Genomic DNA, 20,351 nt, shown 5'->3' on the forward strand with positions numbered 1-20,351 from the left:
GATTGTAGATTGTAGATTGAAAACTAAAACCACAATTAGAAAACACCTGGTTTGTCATTTCGACGCAGGAGAAATCACACTAGAAATTCCATTCCTGTCGCCAATCTTTGTCGAAATACGAATGTGATTTCTCCTGCGTCGAAATGACAAGATTGAACAGAAACTTAAAACAAAAATGAACCAAAAACTTACTTTCATAGCAATTGCTTTTTTGATAGCCTTAAATAGCTTCTCTCAAAACACTTATGTCTTTTTAGGATCGTATAACAGAGATAAAGAAGCAGAATCTATTCAGGTATATCAATTAGATACTTTAAACGGGAAGCTAAGTAAAGTGACTTCAGTAAAAAATATAATTAATCCGTCATTTTTGACTTTATCTCCAAACGGAAAATTTCTTTACGCTTGTACCGATACTAAAACGCCCAATGCTGGGAGTGTCAGCAGTTTTGAATTTAATCCTGAAAATAAATCCCTTACCTTCTTAAACAAACAATCTAGCGGCGGAGAAAATCCGGTTTATGTTTCGGTTCACAAAAGTGGGAAATGGCTCGTGAATGCGAATTATACTGAAGGAAGCGTTTCGGTTCATCCGTTATTAGAAAATGGAAAAATCGATTCGATTGCACAGAATTTTCAATATACTGACGGAAGCATTCATAAAGAAAGACAAACGCGTTCGCATGTTCATTCCGCTGTATTTTCACCTCAAAACGATTATTTGTTCCTGCCTGATTTAGGCGCGGATAAAATACGTTGTTATAAGTTTGATGAAAATCAGAAACAACCTTTAATCGAAACAAAAAATCCATTTACAAAAACAGATTTAGAAGCCGGGCCAAGACATTTTACTTTTTATCCCAATCAAAAATTTGGATATTGCATTGAAGAAATGGCCGGAGCAATAAGTGTGTACCAATATGAAATCGGAAATCTAACCAAAATTCAACGTATTAATACACATTCTGATAAAATTACAGAAGGTTTTGAAAGTTCTGATATTCATATTTCACCTGACGGAAAATTTCTTTACGCCACAAACCGCGGAAAAGAAAATAATATTGCCATTTTTTCTATCGATGAAAATGGGCTTCTAAAAAATATTGGGTATCAATCGACTTTAGGAAAACACCCCAGAATTTTTGCCATCGATGAAACAGGAAAATTCTTAATTGCGACCAATGTTATTTCCGGAAATGTAGTTGTTTTCAAAAGAAATCTCCAAACCGGATTGCTTAAAAAAGTGGGAAAAGAAATTAAAATGGAGAATGTTTCCTGTGTGCAGATTAAGAAGATTTAATTTTTTAGTTTTACGCAGATTTTTGCAGATTTGAGCAGATTACTACAGCTTTTTTATTCTCATTTTGTGTCATTTCGACGGAGGAGAAATCACATCCAGAGAGCAACGAGCCGTAAATACGTTATGTGATTTCTCCTCCGTCGAAATGACACAACTTTGCGGTTACTATAATAAAGTGACACAAAATTTAAAAAAAAATTCGTGCTAATTAGTGTAATTAGTGGCAAAAAAACTTTAAAAAATGAACAGTACAGAATTCAATTTACAACCCGAAGTCTTAGAAGATGGCATTATAAAATTGATTCCACTACAGGAAAATCATTTTGAGGAACTGTGTAAAGCAGCTTCAGATCCTTTAATCTGGGAGCAATATCCTATCAAAGACAGATATAAATTAGAAAATTTCAAGCCTTTCTTTGAAGGTGCTATAAACTCAAAGGGTGCTTTTTTAATCTTAGAAAAAGCAACCAGCGAAATTATGGGAACAACCCGATTTTACGATTATAACGCCGAAAATTTAAGTGTGGGAATTGGGTTTACTTTTATTACCCGAAAATTTTGGGGCGGACCTTATAATAAAGCTGTAAAAAAGGTAATGATCGATTATGCTTTTGAGAGCTTAAATTCAGTGATTTTTCATGTTGCATTCGAAAATCATCGTTCTCAAAAAGCAGTTTTAAAACTTGGGGCAGAAAAAATAAATGAAGTAAATTTTAATATGAATGGAGTTGATATACTACATTTTGAATACCAATTACAAAAACAATAAATTACAACAATGAAAAGAATTACAGTTTTCTGCGGATCAAGTTTTGGTTCTGAAGAAATTTACAAAGAACAGGCAACTTTGCTTGGACAAACACTGGCAAAACAAAATATAGAATTGGTTTATGGCGGCGCAAACGTAGGTTTGATGGGCGCTGTAGCCGATGGCGTTTTAAATGAAGGTGGAAAAGCAATTGGCGTACTTCCTGATTTTTTACGTTCTAAAGAAATTGCGCATTTAGGTTTAACCGAATTAATTTTGGTGGAAAGCATGCACGAAAGAAAAACCAAAATGAACGATTTGTGCGACGGCGTTATTGCGCTTCCGGGAGGTTTTGGAACGCTTGAAGAGCTTTTTGAAATGCTAACCTGGGGACAATTAGGATTGCACAAAAAGCCAATCGCCATTTTAAACATCAATGGTTTTTATGATTCTTTAATTGAGTTAACAAAAGTTATGGTCGAAAAAGGTTTACTGAAAGAAGTAAATCAAAAAATGCTTTTGGTAAGCGACAATATTGAAGATTTACTGGAACAAATGAAAAATTACGTTGCGCCAACGGTTGGAAAATGGGTTGATAAAGGAAGGTTGTGAATTAGAAGTTATGAGTTATGAGTCTGGCAATTCGTTAAGCTTTCAAAATTAGACATTTAGCCTTATATTTACATTTCACTAACTTATAATTTATAACTTATAATTTATAATTAAAATAAGATGAAAACAGAAAACAACAAATTCGCAAAAGCCGAAATGCTGATTAGAAAACCTGTTTCAGAAGTTTTTCAGGCTTTTATTGATCCGGAAATTACCAGTAAATTTTGGTTTACAAAAGGTTCTGGAAAACTGGAACAAGATCAAAAAACAGAATGGACTTGGGAAATGTATGGTTTTTCGCTTTCTGTTTTGACACATGTTTTGCAGGAAAATAAAAAAATTGTGATTGAATGGGGAGATCCGGATGAAACTACTTTAGTAGAATGGATTTTTACGCCTTTAAATGAAAATGAAACTTTTGTTAGCATTACCAATTCTGGCTTAAAAGGCGATGCGGATAAAATTATAGATCAGGTTCGGAATTCGACAGAAGGATTTACTTTAGTTCTGGCTGGCGCAAAAGCTTATTTAGAACATAAAATTCAGCTGAATCTGGTTCTCGATAGATTTCCAAAAGGAATTGCATAGGTTAATTTCGTTTTAGGTTTCACATTCTGTGTAGAACTTAAAATCTAAAACAAAAAAAAAAACTCATGGATACAAAGAAACCCAAAAATATCGATGAATACATTGGAAGTTTTGACAATGATGTTCAGGAAATTTTAGAAAAAGTTAGAGATACTATTCAAAAAGCGGCTCCGGAAGCTAAGGAAAAAATCAGTTATTCTATGCCGGCTTTTGAGCAAAACGGAATTGTGGTGTATTTTGCCGCTTTCAAAAATCATATTGGTTTATATGCTTTGCCAAGCGGTCATGAAGCTTTTAAAGAAGAGCTTTCTAAATACAAAACCGGAAAAGGTTCCGTTCAGTTTCCCTTAGATAAACCAATGCCTTTTGATTTAATAACTAAAATCGTTAAATTTAGAGTAAAGGAAAATCGGGAAAAACCAAAAAAGAAATAACTTTAAATGAACTTAACTGAACATTATAATCAGCTTTACATCAAATCTTCCGAAGCTATTTTGGCGGGAAATCACCATGTAGATACTCAAATAAATAATGCATCAGATTCCCGATTTGGTATAACATTGCTCATTCGTCCCAACGACAGCATTAAAGCTAGTATTCAGTCAATTTTAAATGAATTAAAAGCTGTTGATGACACTCAATATTATTATCCTGATTCTGATATACATATTACTGTATTATCGATTATTTCCTGTTATGACGGCTTTTCTTTAAATACAATTTCGGTTCAGGATTATATTGAAATTATTCAAAGATCTTTGGTTGGTATAGATCACATTAAAATTGATTTTAAAGGCGTAACTGTTTCTCCTTCTGCTATAATGATTCAGGGTTTTCCAACTGACGAATCTTTAAATAATTTAAGAACCAAACTTCGGGAGAATTTTAAAGCTTCGGCTTTAGAGCAAAGTATTGATATCCGTTATGAGATTTCGACAGCGCATTCTACTATTATGAGATTTCAGCAAAAATTCGAAAATCCGGAGAAACTGCTTGCCGTTACAGAAAAATTTCGTGATTATAACTTTGGAGAATTTACAGTTGATAAACTCGAATTGGTTTATAATGATTGGTATCAGAGAAAAGAAAATACCATTACTTTATGTGATTTTTATTTGCGTAATATTTAAGAAGTTTTGCCAGGAATTTCACAAATTTTCACGAATTAATTTTAAAGCTTTGAATTAGTGGAGATTTGTATAATTCGTGGCAAACCAAAAACCTTCAAATCATTTCTTAAACGATCCAAAATGCCATAAAATTCCTGACGGATCATGAAGGAAACATTCTCTTCCCCAATCTAAATTACGAATAGGAGTTAATTTTACAGTTGGATATTTTTCCGGAAGATTCAACTCCAAAAGTTCATTATAATAACGATCGACATCATCAACTTCTAAAAAAATCATGGTGTTTTCAATCCATTCTTTAGCATAATAATCCTGAAGATAAAATGCAGTTTCTTCACTTTTAAAAACAGAAAAATTGGCTTCTAAAACGGTTTCTTCAAAACCTAAATCGCGATAAAAGCTTCTTGAGATTTCGAAATCTTTAGCTCCAATAAAAGGTCGGATTGATTTTATTTTGTGTTGCATAATTTATCTAATAAAAATTCAAAATAAATTTATCGATTAATTTAATCCTAGAATACATCATAACTTTCTAAAACATCAAAACCAAGTCTGCCTTTTTTGAGATTGATTTTTACACTATCAGCTAGATTAACTTTCTCTGTATCCTTAAATTTAAAAACAAGTTCTTTCTCAAAATCAAAATATTTAAATCTAACCAAAGGATGTCTCTCAATTCGACTCCCTTTTTGTCCTGGCATTGAACTCTTTTCTATTATTTTTGCTTTATAATTTTCAATAATTGGACGTGCCAAATAATAATTTATAGCCATAAATAGATAACATGAAATAAAGCCCCAAGAAACTAAATTCTGAATTATTATAATAAAATTACCTGAAGTTGAATATATTTTTTTAAAATGTTTTTTATTAAACAAAAAACCAATAAAACCTGTTACTAATATAATTGAAATGGGTATATATTTACTAATTAGTGTTTTTCTAAAAATGTTTATTTCAAAAATTGTTAGAATAATACCTATCATTAAAACAAAGAAATAAAAAGACTTCCATTTCCAATCTTCTTTCGATTCAGTTTTTTCTTTTACAACTTTAACTTTCCTCATAAAAAAACTATTCTTTCTTCAAAATATTCATTAAACCAATTTTTTATTTATCAAAGCCAAGTTGTTTTCGTAAATCTAAATTCAAACTATATTGCTCCTGAACCGGAATTATTTTTCGTGAACTTTTATTGATGTCACTTCCTTCGGCTGTCCAAAGAAAAGGGTAAAAATTAAAAACTTCATCGCCTTTTAATTTTGAAACTTCCTGTCTCCATCCGTTCCATCTGTTACCTTCATAAAACTTATCTAAATCATTATTAAAACAAAATTCTAAAAATTCAGAATAAGTAATATCCAGTTGTTCATATTCGAGATTGTCTGGAGAAAAGTAATAAATTTTACCTACATCACTTCCTAATCCACCGCCATTTAAAAGATAAAAACCACCAATTGCATCATCTGCTATTAATAAAAAAGAAGGTGTTTCTCCAAATTCTTTAAACGATTTTCCTTTATTCCAATCCGGAAGTGTGCGATTAAATTTTGAATTTCCGGAACCTAAAATCCGAATCCATCCATCATCAACTAAAATACCGCCTGTCATAAAAACAATTGCTCCCATTGGCGAACGGGTTGTAACTTGCGTTTTGTATAAAGCATCTTTTGCGATTGATGCATCAACGAATAAAACCTCAACTTTATTTTTTGCTGTTTTAATCCAATCTTTAACAAGAGTCCAGCCAGGATCAGCTTTATCAATGAGTTCTTCAGCTTTTTTCATTTTATTTTGTGCAGTTGCTGCAAAAGTTAAAAATATCAATACAATTAACGGAAACTTTCGTGTCATTTATTCGATTTGTGATTTTATTTTTGAAACTTATTTAAAATTTACCCAAATACCATAAAGTTCATCTTTTTGTTCTTGATCAAAATATTTCTCAAACAAATTACAATAAGATAAATAAGCCCAACATTCCCCAAATTTCAAATATTGACTTTTAGGAATCTGCTTTTTTAGAAGACATTTTTTTAAGATTCCTACTCTTTTATTCTCATCTTCTTCTATTATTTTGTCAATCTGTTCGATTTCTGGAACTGAAAATCTATCTTTAACTGACTCCATATTTTTCATCTGATTCCAGTCAATTCTAGCCCCAAAACCTTGATCGACTCTTCTAAATCTATTTTTATTAAGAGCAAATTTCAATTCATCATTTCTTTCAAAATCAATATTATGTTTTTTAAGTTCAGCCCAAAATAATTCTACATTAACACCTATACCTTCATTCCAAAAAGTCAATAACATTTTGCATGTTGATTTGAGTTGTGTAAGAGTAAGATCTTCTTTAGCTAACATTTCTAAAATTATATTTTCTAAATTAAAATCACTAGATCCTTCTAAAATAAAATTATTAGATTGTTCTTTTGATTTTTTATCAAACAACCTAGAATTATTTAAAATCATTCTTTGAATCTCTATCGTCTTTAAAAGCTTCTCAATATAATTGGTCCTTAAATTATTCATTAATATGTTAATTAAAATTTAGACTTACCCCTTCTTCAAAATATTCCCCAAACGGCTGCTAATCTGTTCAATCGCTTCAAGACCTTTTGTTAGCGGCGTTGCGGTAAAATCTTCGTACGCATCCAGAGACGTTACTTTATTTTCGTCTTGCGGATAAACCAAAATCAGGTTGTTATCATCAAATGATTTTTCGAATTTCTGAGGTAATTTATCAAAAATGGATTGGTACGAAACCGATCCTTTTCTGGATAAGTTGAAAACAATTAAATCGGTTGGTTTTATTTCATCAGAGATAGATTCAAAATCCTCCCAATCCATAATGCTTTTAAAGCCCAACTTAGCGTTAATCTTCAAATTATTAGCAATTTGCTGAATCGTTTGGTGTGTTTTATATTCTGCATAAATTACAATCGGAATACTTAATTCTTGAGATAATCTACATATTTTCTGCAACAAAAGCTGAAACCCAATTCCTCTTTCAGAAAAAGGCGGACAGATAAATACTAATCTTTTCTCTTCAATAAAAGTCTTTTTAAAACGACAGATAAATAAACTTTTATCAACATTATTGATGATTGAATCGACATTTTCACCGAAAATTTTATCCAGAAAACCTGTTTTTTTCGGCCAGCCCACAATCACAATATCCGACATGATTTCTTTGGAAGTTCTTGCAATTCCACTAGCCGGATTATGGTCGATTCTGGCAATAGTGTTAATCTTAACTTCTGATGCTGAACCCTGAATCACGAATTTATCAACGGCTTTTCTATACTTCAAAATATTAATTTCTGCCTGATCATTATTCGGAACAATCGTTAAAAGCGTTACCGGATTTGTTGATTTTTTATCTTTTATCAAAAGCGCAAAATCTAAAAGACTTGCCGTTGCAGAGGTTTTCGCTAACGGAATCAAAATATGTTCTTCCAGGATTTTATCTCTATTGGCATCTTCATGTGAAATTTCTTCTTCGCAGATTGCAATTTTTTTCGCCGCTTTTTCAGTTGCAAAAGAAGCCACAATACACGTAATTAAGATCAGGATAATAGTTCCGTTTAAGATATTTTCATCGAGGATTTTTGCTTTAAACCCCACTAAAATAACGGCCAAAGTTGCTGCCGCGTGCGCACTGCTTAATCCGAAAATCAATTGTCTTTCCGTTTTTGTATATTTAAAAACAATTTGAGTAAAAAACGCAGCAATCCATTTTCCAAAAATAGCGACAACACTTAAAGTTCCTGCTACAATCAATGCCGTTGGTCCGCTTAGAATAACGCTGATATCAACCAGCATTCCCACAGAAATCAGGAAAAAAGGAATAAACAATGAATTACCAATAAACTCAATTCTATTCATCAATGCGGACGATTGCGGAATTAACGGATTTAATGCTAACCCGGCAACGAAAGCACCAATAATAGGCTCTACTCCTGCTACTTCGGCCAAAAATGCGGCAAAGAAAACGACAGAGAGTACAAAAATATAATGCGCGTGTTTTTCGCTTTCTAATTTTTTAAAGAACCATTTAGCAATTCTCGGAATTACTAAAAACATAATCGCTGAAAAAATCGCCAATGAAACACCCAGTTTTATCCAGAAAGCCTGATTCAGATTTCCCTGACTGCTTCCCATAATGATAGCCAGAATAATCAAAACCGCAGTATCGGTTAAAATTGTTCCACCAACAGTTATGGCAACAGCCTGATTTTTTGAGATTCCCATTTTACTTACAATTGGGTACGCAACCAGAGTGTGCGTTGCAAACATACTTGCCGTTAAAAAACTGGCGTTGAAATCATATTGCAACAAATAAAAACAAACTGGAAACCCTATTGAAAGCGGAAAAATAAAGGTAAAAAAACCAAATAATAAACTCTTGTTTCGATTGGCTTTAAACTCATTCATGTCGAGTTCTAAACCTGCAATGAACATAATATAAAGCAATCCGATGGTTGAAAATAAATCGACTGCCGAGCTCTTTGCCAGAATATTAAGTCCGTGAGGACCAATAATTACTCCGGAAATGATAAGGCCAATAATGCCGGGAATATTAATTTTTTTGAGTAAGATGGGAGACAACAAAATAATGAAAAGTATCAAAGAGAAAATCAATACTGGGTTGTTAAGCGGTAACTCGAATTCTTGTAAAAAATGCTTGAAAAATTCTATCATAATGTAATTTTATCTTCTTTGTGGTATTTTAATTTTCATAAAAAGATAGCTAAAAATTAAAATGAACCATCAGAAGTTATGTTTCATCCAATTCATTTAAAAAGTAAAAAAATCGGATTTTTTAGTGATTGTTTCAGTACAAAAATACCTAAAAAATATGCGAACTCTCTACGAAAACCACATATTAACCATTTAAATTTATTTCATTGCTAAATTATTAAAATTTAATATTTATTTTAACAAAACCGCAACATTAACAAATGAAAACGAAACATCTTTGCATTATTCAATTATCTTTGTCTTAATAAAAATTGAACAATGGAAGAATGTATCTCTGTTTTTGATATGCTTAAAATTGGTGTTGGTCCTTCAAGTTCCCACACACTTGGTCCCTGGCGCGCTGCGGAACGTTTTTTAGAAGAGCTTAAAAGCGAATCTATTTTAGAGCAAATTACCAGAGTTAAGGTTGATTTATATGGCTCGCTTTCCTTAACCGGAAAAGGGCACGCTACAGATTTGGCAGTTATGCTGGGTTTAAGCGGTCAGGATCCTGAATATATTCCAATTGATGATATTGCGGGGATTATTAAAATAATCGAAACCAGTAATGAAATCATTTTAGGCAACGAGATTACGATTCCGTTTTACTTTCTTCAGGATATTGTTTTCAATAAAGACTTTCTTCCCTTTCATGCCAACGGATTAAAATTTACCGCATTTAAAGCTGATAATTCTGAATATGAATCTACTTTTTATTCTATCGGAGGAGGTTTTGTGGTGAAAGAAGAACGCATTAATGCCAAGATAAAAGAAGAGATAAAATGTGATTTTCCGTTTCCGATTCAAAATGCAGTTCAACTCTTAGATTATACGGTTTCAGAAAACAAACTGATTTCTGAAATTGTTTACGAAAACGAAAAATCGATGCGTCCGGAAGCAGAAATTCATTTAGAATTAATGCGCATTTGGAACACGATGCTCGAATGCATGTATATAGGATGTCATACAGGAGGAATTCTTCCCGGCGGATTACACGTTCGTCGAAGAGCTTTTGATATGCACCAGAATTTAATTGGTTTGTCTAATTATCATGATCCGCAAAGCTGGTTAGAAGAAATTAGAAAGACAGAAGTTAAATTTCGTCAGATCCTGAAATGGGTAAGCTGTTTTGCACTTGCCGTGAATGAAGTAAATGCCTCTTTAGGCCGCGTTGTGACAGCTCCTACAAACGGAAGCGCTGGTGTAATTCCGGCAGTTTTAATGTATTATTTAGTGATTGAAAATCATGATGCCGGCGAAAAAGAAATCAAACAATTTTTGATGGTTGCCGGAGAAATTGGAAGTATCTTTAAAAAAGGATCAACGATTTCTGCCGCAATGGGCGGTTGTCAGGCCGAAATTGGCGTTTCGTCATCGATGGCTGCGGCAGCACTTTGCGAACTTATGGGAGGTTCTCCTGCTCAGGTCTTAATGGCTGCAGAAATTGCAATGGAACATCATCTTGGTTTAACGTGCGACCCAATTGGTGGTTTGGTTCAGATTCCATGTATTGAAAGAAATACAATGGGCGCCATAAAAGCGATAAATGCTGCAGAATTAGCTCTCGAAACGGATTCAAAAAATGCAAAAGTGCCTTTAGACAAAGTAATCAATACAATGTGGCAAACGGCAAAAGACATGAATTCAAAATATAAAGAAACCTCTGAAGGTGGATTGGCAATTGCCGTTAACATGGCCGATTGCTAGAAGATTTCGAAAAGTTTGCCACGAATTTGACTAATTTTCACGAATTATTTTTTAACTTTTACTTTCAGTAAATAGAAATTTGTGAAAATTCGTGAAATTCGTGGCAAAAACCAAAATACCTACATGAAAAAATACCTCTTCGTAATTGCACTATTATTTTGTGCTGTTTTAATGCATTCTCAAGATCGTTATTTTATTAATTCAGATACACGATTGTATACTTCAGCCAATACTTCTGCTGAATTTTTAGGATATTTTAAATATGGTGCCGAAGTCCAATTATTATCTGAAAGTAAAAATGGATGGTACAAGGTAAAAGCAGATAATTTATCAGAAGGTTTCATTCCCGAAAAATATGTTGCAACGAGATTAAATGCAGCTGACATTAAAGTAAAGGACAATGAAAATCCTATTTTAGAAGGCGGTGATAACTATTATGGCGGAAACCATCTTTTTGTTTTGGTGGCTGGTCTAAAAGCACGCGCTCAACCGGACAAAAACTCAAAAATTAGAGAAATTCTTTATACAGGCGATCCTGTAGCTATTAATTATTTACCAAAAAATCCGGAAGAATGGGTAAATATCTCAGGAAGTTTTAACGATGAATATGCGAAATTTACTCTAAGAAAATTCGTTGGAAAAAGACCGGATTTCAATACATTATTAAAAGATTTTGACAAACTCGATGTTACTAACGTTACAGAACGTAAAACGGTTGGCGAGCGGATTGTAGAACTGGCATGGAATAGTGACAACGCAACGCTGGCTCCGGCTTACCAAAGATATTATGAAGTTGTAAAGCAATTGAATGATCCTAAACTTCTTGCTGATACAGAATTAAACATTGCTATTGCTAAAGGATTGGCAAAACACAAAAAACAGGAAGAAATTACGGCGTTTACCAAAAAATCAGAGTTTGTAATAAAAGGAACAAAAACAAAATCATTATTTCTGACGCAAAAAGATTTAGAGAAAACTTTAGGAAAACCTGCCAAAAAAGCAACCATAAGCGATGAATGTGGACTTTATATAAGTGAAGTTTTTTATTATTATCCGGATTTAGAAGCTTCTGTAGATGAAAAACAAAATAAGGCAGAAATTATAAAAGTTTTTATAAATGAAACTAACAAACTTGTTTTCACTACAGGTGCAGCATTAGACGGTTCATTAACTGAAAAAGCATTTATAGAAAAATACGGTTCTTACATCGGAGCTTCAATAAAAAATCCTCATTCATACTCTATACCATTAGAGGACAGTGAATTTAGAATAGAATTTAAAGACGGAAAGTTATTTAGCATTGAAATATTCTACTATTGCTGATTTCAATCTATAATTATTCAATACTTTTACATCTTCAAAAAAAAAATAAAATGTCAGTAGCAAAAAAAGATTATAAAAGAATCACAACAAAATCGCTAATCGAAATGAAAAGCCACGGAGAAAAAATCTCTATGCTTACAGCGTATGATTTTACGATGGCAAAAATTGTTGATACCGCAGGTATTGATGTGATTTTAGTTGGAGATTCAGCATCAAACGTTATGGCAGGTCACGAAACGACTTTGCCGATAACTTTAGATCAAATGATATATCACGCTTCATCTGTAGTTCGTGCAGTTGAAAGAGCATTGGTTGTAGTAGATTTACCTTTTGGAAGTTACCAGTCTGATCCGAAAGAAGCTTTGCGTTCTGCGATTAGAATCATGAAAGAAAGTGGCGGACATGCTGTAAAACTTGAAGGCGGAAAAGAAATTAAAGAATCTATCAAAAAAATATTAAACGCAGGAATTCCGGTTATGGGACATTTGGGTTTAACGCCACAATCAATTTACAAATTCGGAACTTACAGCGTTCGTGCTAAAGAAGATGAAGAAGCAGAAAAGTTAATTGAAGACGCTAAAATGCTCGAAAAAGTAGGTTGTTTTGGTATTGTTTTAGAAAAAATTCCAGCCGATTTAGCCGAAAAAGTAGCCAAAAGTATTTCGATTCCAGTTATAGGAATTGGCGCAGGCGGAGGCGTTGACGGTCAAGTTTTGGTTATTCATGATATGTTGGGAATGAACAATGAATTTAGCCCTCGTTTTTTACGTCGTTACTTAAATTTATACGAAGAAATGACAAAAGCAATTGGTCAATATGCTGCTGATGTTAAGGCTAGTGATTTTCCGAATGACAAAGAACAATATTAAAATTAGACTTGCTTAGATTTTAGACTGACTTAGACTTCTTAGATTTTATGTTTTTAAATTATTTAATGACATAAGTCTAAGAAGTCTAATATCTAAAAGGTCTAAGGAAGTCTAAATATCTAAAAGAATATGCATCAATTTAAAGAGCTTTTAATTTGGAAAAAAAGCAGATTGTTTTGTTCTAAAATTTATTCTATAACATCCACATTTCCCAATGAAGAAAAATTCGGAATCACAAATCAATTACGAAGAGCTTCTGTTTCTGTTCCTTCAAACATAGCAGAAGGTTCTTCAAGAAATTCAAACAAAGATTTCGCAAGATTTTTAGAAATAGCAATTGGCTCTGCCTACGAAGTTGAAACGCAACTTCTAATTTCATCTGACTTAGGCTTTATGAATGAAGAAAGTACAACGGAATTAATTAATATGTTAGAAGAGATTACTAAAATGACATCCAGATTTAGAGCGACTTTATTATAATTAAAAAATAAATCTAAAAAATTCAAAGTCTAAGAAGTCTAAGTAAGTCTAAAATCTAAGCAAGTCTAAAATGAAAATAATCTCAGATAAAAACAATCTTCAGATATTACACGAAGACAACCACATTATAGTGGTTAACAAGCGCGTAGGCGATATTGTGCAGGGGGATAAAACGGGCGATAAACCTTTATCTGATGTTGTAAAAGAATATATTAAAGATAAATACAATAAACCTGGTGATGTGTTTTTGGGAGTAATTCATCGTTTAGATCGTCCTACAACAGGAATCGTAGTTTTTGCCAGAACAAGCAAAGCATTAACGCGTATGAATGAAATGTTCAGCAATCGCGAAACGCAAAAAACCTATTGGGCAGTGGTGAAGAATAAACCATTGGAAACAACTGCCAAGTTGGTTCATTTTTTAAAAAGAAATGAAAAAAATAATACTTCAAAGGCACATTTAAAAGAAGTTCCGGATAGTAAAGTTGCCAGTTTAGATTATACTGTTTTTAAAGAACTTCAAAATTATGTAGCGCTCGAAATCAATTTGCATACAGGACGTCATCATCAAATTCGTGCACAATTGTCGGCAATTGGTTCTCCGATAAAAGGCGATTTAAAATATGGTTTTGACCGAAGCAATCCTGATGGAGGAATTCATCTTCATGCCAGAAAATTAGTTTTTGTTCATCCGGTTTCTAAAGAAAATATTACAATTGTTGCACCAACGCCCGATGAAACCATTTGGAATGCGCTGTGATTTTATGACTAAATTCTTAATTTTTTAATTTTTATCGATTAACTTGCATATACTTAAAAATCAAGCTGATCGCAAAATGGACTATAAAAACGACATAACATACCGAAAAGAAACGTTAAAAAAATTGTTGCATAACATTCAGAAAAGCGAAGACTTAATTGTAAAAGCTTTATACGATGATTTTAAAAAGCCTGAATTTGAAGCCGTTCTAACTGAGACAAATTATGTTATATCGGAATTGAAAGACACGATCAAAAACATTAAAAAATGGGCAAAACCAAAACGCGTTTTCCCATCCCTTCTCAACTTTCCTTCTACAGATTATATTTATAAAGAACCTTACGGAAATGTCCTGGTTATTGCGCCCTGGAATTATCCTTTTCAACTTGCACTATGTCCTTTAATCTCTGCAGTTGCGGCAGGAAACCGCGTGGTTTTAAAACCTTCAGAACTCACGCCAAATACGTCTACAATAATTGCCCGAATAATCGAAAAAACGTTTCACATCAATCACGTTGAAGTAGTTGAAGGCGGAGTTGAAGCATCCAATAAACTATTAGCACAACGCTGGGACTACATCTTTTTTACCGGAAGTGTCGCTGTTGGAAAAGTAGTTGCCAAAGCTGCTGCAGAAAACCTAACTCCGGTTACGCTTGAATTAGGCGGAAAAAACCCTTGTGTAATTGATGAAACGGCTGATTTAAAATTAGCGGCCAAACGAATCGTGTGGGGAAAATTTATCAATGCCGGCCAAACGTGTATTGCTCCCGATTATATTTTGATTCAAAAAAATATGAAAATCAATTTCATTTCTTTTTTGATGGAAGAAATTACAAAAGCTTATGGGAAAAAACTCGAAAAATCTCCTGATTTTGCCCGCATTATAAATACTAAAAACTGGCTTCGTTTAGTTAACATGATTGAAACCGAAAAAATAGCTTTTGGCGGAGAAACCGATGCCAATAAATTATACATTTCACCAACTTTAATAGAAGAACCGGATCTTGATAGCCATGTAATGAAAGAAGAAATTTTCGGGCCTATTTTGCCAATTCTTACTTATGAAACCGAAGATGATATTAAAAATGTTGTTAGCAGGTATGAGAAACCTCTTGCATTTTATATTTTTAGCGACAATAAATCTTTTGCCCAAAAATTAATCGCAACTTATTCTTTTGGAGGGGGTTGTATCAACGACACTGTAGTGCATTTTTCCAATAAAAGACTGCCTTTTGGAGGTGTCGGCCATAGCGGAATTGGTGCTTATCACGGGCAATTGAGCTTTGATGTTTTCTCTCACCATAAAGGAGTGGTAAAAAAAGGAAACTGGATCGATTTACCCATGCGTTATGCGCCTTACAAAGATAAATTAAAGGCTATTAAACGCCTATTAAGCTGGATATAAGCACGAAAACCTTTTCGTAATGTTTTGTAGATTTTTATAGGGAATTGATTAAATATATTATATTTACGTCAATAATAAAATACCAAAGCGTATTAAACAATTCTACTAAAAATGAAATCTACACTTGATCAAATTGAGGACATTAAAAAAAATGGCTATCCTTTAGACTTTTCTGATGTCTTTAACCACGCTTTCGAAAACTATAAAAAAATAGCACTTTATGCCGGATTAATATTATTAGTCTTTTCAATTTTAGCATTTTTTCTTGGCGGCGGTCTTTTGGTTTCACTTTATGGCGTTCAGCATTTCAACGAAGAATTCTTTAAAAACCTGCAAACCGAACAAACAACAAATTCAGTTTTAATCATTTATAGTTTAGTAATTGCTTTTACGGCTGCGATTTTCAGTCCGTTTACGGCTGGTTTCTTAAAAATGGCCTATAGTGCAGATAGAGATCATGAATTTAATGTTTCAACTATCTTTAGCTATTATAATTCCCGTTATTTCCCACAGCTTTTTCTTGCGATGTTATTGATTTCATTAACAAGTGGCTTAATATCAGTACTATTTAATTTGGTCGGAATTCTCATTGTAGATACTTTAATTGCACTTGCCATCACGGTATTTACAACATTAACGATCCCATTAATTATTTTTGGAGATCTAAAAGCAATCGACGCGATAAAATCAAGTATCATTCTTGTAAGCAAACAACCTTTAGTAATAATTCTTTTGCTTTTTGTGGGCGGTCTGGCTTCGGCTGTAGGTTTTATTGGCTGTTGTATTGGTGTTGCATTCACTATTCCAATAACATATTCAGTAAAATACGCCATTTACAGCGCTATATTTAATATTGACGATGAAAATTCAATCGATTCAATCGGATCAGATTTTGAATAAATAGAAGATTCTGAAATAAAAAAAGAGCCTAACCTACTCTTTTCAGAGAATTCAAAAATGCTATTAACGAACCAAAAACAGACCCAAATTCTATGGTACAAAACTATAGTCTTTTTAATGTATCTATTTCAGGAATTGCCAATTTTGGAGATGCCTTAAAATCGATTATATCAAATTGGTTTGTTTTTACCTCAGACATTATTTTCTACAACAATCCTAAACTCATTATTTTAGGATTGTCACTATTTGGTTTCCTAAGTCTGCTTATTTATCAGTTTTTTAGAATTAAAGCAAAAATTGGCTATTTCATCGAGAAGAAACTCGAATCCGAAACGGCTCATAAAGAGTATCAGTTATATGCGCTGTTCTTTGGTATAGCAATTATTGTAATTGAAATTATCAACGAAATTTTTAAAATTCGTCCAAGAAGTTTATTTGTATTTAATGTAGTTATAGGTATTTCAGTCCTGCTGATGTACTTTATAACAGATAAAATCAAATTTTTACGAGACAGAACGCAGAAAATTTTTATATTTTTCTTCTTTATTTATTTTGCTTACGTAAGCCGCAATATTATCTATTTCGAAAATGATATAATTCCTATTATTACTTTCCTACTCTCCTTTTTCTTTTCGTACAGTATTTTAAAGCCTATAAAAATCTATTGGTTTTTTGTTGCAATCGTATTTGTATACTTAATTACAACCGTCATTTTTCACCTGATTCCCATAAAATCATCCATTTTACTAATCAATTTTTGTATCATTGTTTTCATCATCAATCATGTCAATTATGCGGTTTTACTCAACAATCGGGATAATTTTAGGTTTACGAACGAAATTGTTCATAAAGGAAACTCCTTAACAATTGCTACAAATAAAAAAGGCGAAGTACTATTTAGCAGCGAAACCATAACTTCCATTTTAGGATATTCTCCTGATGAAGTAATGGCAATGGAATTTTGGAAACTTACCGAAGATCCTGAATTTATAAGAGAAAATTACCATAAAACGTATATTGACAATAAGTTATATATCAGAAAATTAAAAGGTAAAAACGGCGAATTCAAATACATTCAGTGGAAAGATAAAAAGTTTTCGAATGATTTAATTATCAGTATTGGTCAGGATGTTACCGAGCAAATTATTGTTCAGGATCAATACAAAAACCTGATTCAGACTGCTACCGATATCATTTTTGAAATCAACGTTGACGGCTATTTTACTTTTATAAATGAATTTGGATTTTCAATACTTGGTTATTCTGAAGATGAAGTGATTTTGCAGCATTATTCGAATTTCATTCACGAAGATTACATCAAAAATGCAGTAGATTTTTATGAAAATTTAGCGCAAAATGAACTTAATTATCCAACGATTGAAATCCCTGTAATTAAGAAAAGTGGCGAAGAAATCTGGATTTCGCAAAAAGTAATCATACGCAAAAATGATTTGGGAGAAATAACCGGATATGCGGGTATTGCAAGAGATATTACAGAAATAAAGAATATTGAAAACGAGAAAAAAAGACGTCTCGAAAAAATTGAAGCGTATAATACTTCTACCAAAAAATTATCGACAACAGACTTTCGCGGATACAACGACTTACAAATTGTAATTGACTACATCATTCAGGAAGCGGCTACGGTTTCTAAAACAAACAGAGTAAGTTTCTGGAAATATTCTGATGACACAATTACTTGTCGAAATTTATTTAGCCGGGATAATCAAAGTCTAAATGACAAAAATATTCTGGATAAAGAATCATATCCAATTTACTTTGAAACTTTAAAAAGCAAAGCCATTATAAATGCTTCTGATGTATTTAATAAATTAGAAACCTCTGAATTTCAGCAAATATACTTCATCAAAAACAAAATAAAATCGATGCTGGATGTTCCTATCTTTTTAAACGGACAATTAGCCGGTGTCGCCTGTTTTGAAAGTACCGAAACAAAAAGAGAATGGGATAATGAGGATATTAATTACGCCAGAACAATTTCAGACGTTATTTCGCTTGCTATTTCATCGCAAATGCGACTTAAGGCAGAAAAAAAACTGGAACTTAAAAGTGAATTATTATCGGCATTGGCGCTTTGTACTGAGAAGTTTTTATTGAGTAAAAGTCCGCAGAAAATGTTTGAGGAAACCTATGAAATTATAGGAAAAGCATCAAAAGTAGATCATATTTTTTATTATGAAAAAGATTTTGAAACCTATACCATAAGTCAGAGATACAAATGGTCAAGAGAAGGAATCGAACATCAAATAACAGAATTACAAGGTTTTACAGAAGAGAATCTAAAAGAAATTATTGAGCATTCTAAAAACAAAAAAGTTTTAAGCACTTTAACCAAAAATCTGGAAGACACCTTCTTTAAAAATTTATTAGTTAAAAACGAAATCAAATCAATATTGATTCTGCCTTTGTATGTAAACAATAATTTTTCGGGATTTATTGGTTTTGATGATTGTACCAAAGAAAGAAAATGGTCTGACGATGAAATTTATATTTTTCAGACATTGGCCAATAATATTTCATCGGCGTTAGACCGAAACAGAAATATGGCCAGAATCAAAGAAAGTGAAGACGCGATCAAAGCCAAAGAACTAGCAGAAGCAGCCAATAAATCGAAATCAGATTTCCTGGCCAATATGTCGCATGAAATCCGCACGCCTTTAAACGGTATTATCGGTTTTACGCATTTGCTGATGAAAACTAATCTTGAAGAAATTCAGGAAAAGTACATGACAACCATCAACCAATCTGCACATTCCTTATTAGAAATCATCAATGATATTCTTGATTTTTCTAAAATTGAAGCCGGAAAACTGGAGCTTTTTATTGACTTATACGATATTAAGAAAATACTGGGACAAATTTTTGATCTGATTATTTTTGAATCGAATCAAAAAAATCTTGATTTAGAATTGAATGTTGATCCTGATGTTCCTAAATACATTTGGACAGATATTGTCAGGTTAAAACAAATTTTGATTAACCTTTTGTCGAATGCGATAAAATTTACGAATGAAGGTTCTATAAAACTCAATGTTTCTGTTATTGAAGAAAAATCAGAAGAAAATTATGTTCTTCGTTTTTCTGTAATCGATACCGGAATTGGGATATTAGAACAAAATCAGAAGAAAATATTTAAAGCATTCTCGCAGGAAGATAGTTCTACAACGCGAAAATTTGGAGGAACCGGTTTAGGGCTTACAATTTCGAATCAGCTATTGGCTTTAATGGAAAGCCGTTTGCAGCTGAACAGCAAAATAAATCAGGGAAGTACTTTTTATTTTGATTTGAATTTGAATGTCAGTCACAAAAGCATGAATGAAAAATATAAAGGAATTTTGAGAAACACAAGTCCTGAATATGCCTTAAGTTACTATTCGAATCAAAAAAAATTAAACATTTTAATTGTAGAAGACAATAAAGTAAACATGCTTCTTTTGAAAACAATTGTAAAAAACCTGAATTTAAATACGATGATTTTTGAATGCGAAAATGGTTATGAAGCTGTAAATCAAATCGAAAATATTAATCCTGATTTGGTTTTTATGGATATTCAGATGCCAATCATGAATGGTTACGAAGCTACAAAAGCCATTAGAAATACTATGCGCGGCAAAAATATTCCGATAATTGCTGTTACCGCAGGCGCTGAAAAAGACGAAAGAAACAAATGTATTTCGGCAGGAATGAACGATTATATCTCCAAACCAATAATACGGGGAACTGTTGAAGAAGCGTTATCAAAATGGATAAAATAAAAAACTTAAT

The 20,351-nt window shown here is 32.5% G+C and carries 19 protein-coding genes; 14 read left to right on the forward strand and 5 right to left on the reverse strand.

What is annotated here, in order from left to right:
• Positions 1 to 175: 175 nt before the first annotated feature.
• The 6 genes from EV143_RS12095 (at position 176) to EV143_RS12120 (ending at position 4,378) form a co-directional block, all read left to right on the forward strand.
• A complete protein-coding gene (locus EV143_RS12095) occupies positions 176 to 1,300 on the forward strand; it encodes a lactonase family protein (protein ID WP_133508194.1) in 1,125 nt (374 codons plus the stop codon).
• A gap of 241 nt (positions 1,301 to 1,541) precedes the next feature.
• Positions 1,542 to 2,069 (forward strand): GNAT family N-acetyltransferase, encoded by a 528-nt coding sequence (locus EV143_RS12100; RefSeq protein ID WP_133508195.1) that lies wholly within the window; start codon positions 1,542 to 1,544, stop codon positions 2,067 to 2,069.
• Positions 2,070 to 2,078: 9 nt separating this feature from the next.
• On the forward strand, positions 2,079 to 2,660 hold the full coding sequence (locus EV143_RS12105; protein ID WP_133508196.1) for an LOG family protein: 582 nt from the start codon (positions 2,079 to 2,081) through the stop codon (positions 2,658 to 2,660).
• A gap of 120 nt (positions 2,661 to 2,780) precedes the next feature.
• On the forward strand, positions 2,781 to 3,248 hold the full coding sequence (locus EV143_RS12110) for an SRPBCC family protein (RefSeq protein WP_133508197.1): 468 nt from the start codon (positions 2,781 to 2,783) through the stop codon (positions 3,246 to 3,248).
• A gap of 65 nt (positions 3,249 to 3,313) precedes the next feature.
• Positions 3,314 to 3,682, forward strand: a complete 369-nt coding sequence (locus tag EV143_RS12115; RefSeq protein WP_133508198.1) for an iron chaperone — start codon at positions 3,314 to 3,316, stop codon at positions 3,680 to 3,682.
• Between the two features lie 6 nt (positions 3,683 to 3,688).
• Complete coding sequence (locus tag EV143_RS12120) at positions 3,689 to 4,378, forward strand: 2'-5' RNA ligase family protein (RefSeq protein WP_133508199.1); 690 nt, start codon at positions 3,689 to 3,691, stop codon at positions 4,376 to 4,378.
• A 99-nt stretch (positions 4,379 to 4,477) separates the two neighbouring features.
• Here the strand turns inward: EV143_RS12120 and EV143_RS12125 are convergent, their stop codons facing one another.
• Genes EV143_RS12125 through EV143_RS12145 form a run of 5 tightly spaced genes read right to left on the reverse strand, consistent with a single transcriptional unit; the run spans position 4,478 to position 9,082 of the window.
• Complete coding sequence (locus EV143_RS12125; protein WP_133508200.1) at positions 4,478 to 4,843, reverse strand: VOC family protein; 366 nt, start codon at positions 4,841 to 4,843, stop codon at positions 4,478 to 4,480.
• Positions 4,844 to 4,890: 47 nt separating this feature from the next.
• A complete protein-coding gene (locus EV143_RS12130) occupies positions 4,891 to 5,445 on the reverse strand; it encodes a hypothetical protein (protein WP_133508201.1) in 555 nt (184 codons plus the stop codon).
• A 43-nt stretch (positions 5,446 to 5,488) separates the two neighbouring features.
• Positions 5,489 to 6,232 (reverse strand): DUF2625 domain-containing protein, encoded by a 744-nt coding sequence (locus EV143_RS12135; protein WP_208111271.1) that lies wholly within the window; start codon positions 6,230 to 6,232, stop codon positions 5,489 to 5,491.
• A 30-nt stretch (positions 6,233 to 6,262) separates the two neighbouring features.
• Complete coding sequence (locus EV143_RS12140) at positions 6,263 to 6,910, reverse strand: hypothetical protein (protein ID WP_133508202.1); 648 nt, start codon at positions 6,908 to 6,910, stop codon at positions 6,263 to 6,265.
• A gap of 24 nt (positions 6,911 to 6,934) precedes the next feature.
• On the reverse strand, positions 6,935 to 9,082 hold the full coding sequence (locus tag EV143_RS12145; protein WP_133508203.1) for a cation:proton antiporter: 2,148 nt from the start codon (positions 9,080 to 9,082) through the stop codon (positions 6,935 to 6,937).
• A 318-nt stretch (positions 9,083 to 9,400) separates the two neighbouring features.
• Here EV143_RS12145 and EV143_RS12150 point away from each other — a divergent pair, with 318 nt between their 5' ends.
• The 8 genes from EV143_RS12150 (at position 9,401) to EV143_RS12185 (ending at position 20,341) form a co-directional block, all read left to right on the forward strand.
• Positions 9,401 to 10,828 (forward strand): L-serine ammonia-lyase, encoded by a 1,428-nt coding sequence (locus EV143_RS12150; protein ID WP_133508204.1) that lies wholly within the window; start codon positions 9,401 to 9,403, stop codon positions 10,826 to 10,828.
• 123 nt (positions 10,829 to 10,951) lie between these two features.
• Complete coding sequence (locus EV143_RS12155; protein ID WP_133508205.1) at positions 10,952 to 12,151, forward strand: SH3 domain-containing protein; 1,200 nt, start codon at positions 10,952 to 10,954, stop codon at positions 12,149 to 12,151.
• A gap of 50 nt (positions 12,152 to 12,201) precedes the next feature.
• Positions 12,202 to 13,020: a 3-methyl-2-oxobutanoate hydroxymethyltransferase gene (gene panB, locus EV143_RS12160; RefSeq protein ID WP_133508206.1), complete on the forward strand. Its 819-nt coding sequence runs from the start codon at positions 12,202 to 12,204 to the stop codon at positions 13,018 to 13,020.
• Positions 13,021 to 13,149: 129 nt separating this feature from the next.
• Positions 13,150 to 13,500 (forward strand): four helix bundle protein, encoded by a 351-nt coding sequence (locus tag EV143_RS12165; protein ID WP_133508207.1) that lies wholly within the window; start codon positions 13,150 to 13,152, stop codon positions 13,498 to 13,500.
• 70 nt (positions 13,501 to 13,570) lie between these two features.
• Positions 13,571 to 14,260: an RluA family pseudouridine synthase gene (locus EV143_RS12170; protein WP_133508208.1), complete on the forward strand. Its 690-nt coding sequence runs from the start codon at positions 13,571 to 13,573 to the stop codon at positions 14,258 to 14,260.
• 76 nt (positions 14,261 to 14,336) lie between these two features.
• Positions 14,337 to 15,665 (forward strand): aldehyde dehydrogenase, encoded by a 1,329-nt coding sequence (locus EV143_RS12175; RefSeq protein ID WP_133508209.1) that lies wholly within the window; start codon positions 14,337 to 14,339, stop codon positions 15,663 to 15,665.
• A gap of 111 nt (positions 15,666 to 15,776) precedes the next feature.
• Positions 15,777 to 16,565: a hypothetical protein gene (locus EV143_RS12180; protein ID WP_133508210.1), complete on the forward strand. Its 789-nt coding sequence runs from the start codon at positions 15,777 to 15,779 to the stop codon at positions 16,563 to 16,565.
• Positions 16,566 to 16,657: 92 nt separating this feature from the next.
• Positions 16,658 to 20,341 (forward strand): response regulator, encoded by a 3,684-nt coding sequence (locus EV143_RS12185; protein WP_133508211.1) that lies wholly within the window; start codon positions 16,658 to 16,660, stop codon positions 20,339 to 20,341.
• Positions 20,342 to 20,351 lie beyond the last annotated feature (10 nt).

Origin of the sequence: Flavobacterium chryseum (genome assembly GCF_004362015.1) — a bacterium.
GTDB lineage: Bacteria > Bacteroidota > Bacteroidia > Flavobacteriales > Flavobacteriaceae > Flavobacterium.